The sequence below is a fragment of the Corynebacterium sp. MSK047 genome (genome assembly GCF_030232285.1).
Classification (GTDB): Bacteria; Actinomycetota; Actinomycetes; order Mycobacteriales; family Mycobacteriaceae; genus Corynebacterium; species Corynebacterium jeikeium_D.
This window is the reverse complement of record NZ_JASPJI010000048.1, coordinates 1-1714: the sequence shown is the minus strand read 5'-3', so window position 1 is coordinate 1714 and position 1714 is coordinate 1. Positions and strand designations below refer to the sequence as shown.

Sequence of the window (1714 nt, the reverse complement as noted above, 5' to 3'; positions counted from 1 at the left end):
GGCGGGATCAAGCGGTTAATGCGCCACGATTGAATATTTGCTGGAGTATCTCACGTGGGGTTGCTCCGCCGAGGACTTGTCGTGGTGTGTCGTTGAGTTCGTCTTGCACCCAGGCGACGTGCTCGGGGGTTACTTCGGCGAAGTCGGTGCCTTTCTTGTAGAACCGGCGGCGGATCTCACCGTTGGTGTTCTCGTTGGTCGGCCGCTGCCACGGCGCGTGCGGATCGCAAAAGTACACCTCGCAGCCGTCTTTGATGCGCACACGTGCGGTTTCAGCCATTTCCACGCCTTGATCCCAGGTGATGGTCTTGAGCTGTTCAGCGTTGAGGTCTTTGACCATCTGCTGGATCGTTGCAATCACCGTCATCGATGTGTGTTCGGTGGGCAGATGACCAAGCAGGGTGTAGCGGCTGGTGCGCTCCACCAGGGTAATCAGCGCGCTTTTGCCGCCGGTGCCGATAACAAGATCGCCTTCCCAGTGCCCGGGGATTGCCCGGTCGTCAGCCTCTGGGCTGCGCTTGGTGATTTCAGCACCTTTGATCCACGGCTTACCCGTTAACACACCGGCATTACGGGGCCGGGCTTTTCGCCGCTTGCCGCCACGGATGAGCACATCTTGGGTCTTCATCACCGCTTCAAGCTCGGCGCGCAAGCTGCCTTTGCCCTGGATGTACAAGGCACTGTAGATCGCTTCGTGGGAAATACGCATGCTTTCATCATCGGCGAAAGCATGCTGAAGCCACACACTGATGCGCCCGGGCGACCACCGGCGGGCAAGACACGTCACCACCACAGCACGAAGTGCCGGGTTGTCGTCGAGCTTGCGCACCTTCGGCCGATGCGCACGCGCCTTAGCGCCCAGGCCGGCTTGCCGGGCGTTGTAGTACACCGTGGCCTCACCGTCTTCGCCGGGAACTTCCCACCCGTTGCGGGCGATTTCCCGGCTGATCACGCTATGGTGGCGCCCCAGAAGTGCTCCGATCTGTCTGGCTGACATTCCCTGGTTGCACCCATGTTGGATCGTCAGGCGGTCTTCATACGACAGTCGGACTCCGCGGCCGACTTTCACACGGTCCTCGGCATAGTCGGCAGGCGCGTGACCTGCCTGTGTTTTCATTGGTGCTGGCACGGAATCAACTTTGCTGTGTGCAGGTGGTTTTACCGTGCAAGCCTCCGGCGTGTCCGCGCGCTGTGACGCATCACGGTTTCCGCCCGCCTTCTCCTGGCGTGCTTGCTGCACCCAGCGATACACCGAATTCGCAGACCGGTCGAACGCCGCCGCAACCTTGTCAACCGGCTCACCAGCCAGCACCCGTGCGACCGCGTCAGCTTTCTGCTGCGGGGTGATGCGGGGCTTTTGCTGCAGTTCGGTGAGCACACCGACTTTCGCCAACCGCTGGTACAACGCCCCTGGTGACATGCCTAACGTCGCAGCCGCATCCGGTACCGACATACCTGAAGCCACCAGCGCCACCGCCTCGTTGATGAGCTGGTCGCGTGCACGTGCCAACGCCTTCTTCGGTGGGAGTGCGCCTGCTTGCTTGACCCATTCATAAACCGTGGCCTCTGCCACACCGGCCTCACGAGCAATCTCGCCGACATCATCGCCTGCAACAAGCCGCGCCACAGAAGTAGCCTTCACATCTTTCGGAGTCCAACGACCAGCCACAACAACCTCCAAGTCGAGGTGGCGCATTCACCCACTGACAACTCC

The 1714-nt window shown here is 61.0% G+C and carries 1 protein-coding gene and 1 pseudogene; both read right to left on the bottom strand.

Annotated elements, in window-relative coordinates:
- Nucleotides 1-7: 7 nt before the first annotated feature.
- A complete protein-coding gene (locus tag QP981_RS11120) occupies nt 8-1117 on the bottom strand; it encodes an IS30 family transposase (protein WP_237023766.1) in 1110 nt (369 codons plus the stop codon).
- 93 nt (nt 1118-1210) lie between these two features.
- Nucleotides 1211-1420, bottom strand: a pseudogene (locus tag QP981_RS11115) (helix-turn-helix domain-containing protein); the annotation flags it as partial.
- Nucleotides 1421-1714 lie beyond the last annotated feature (294 nt).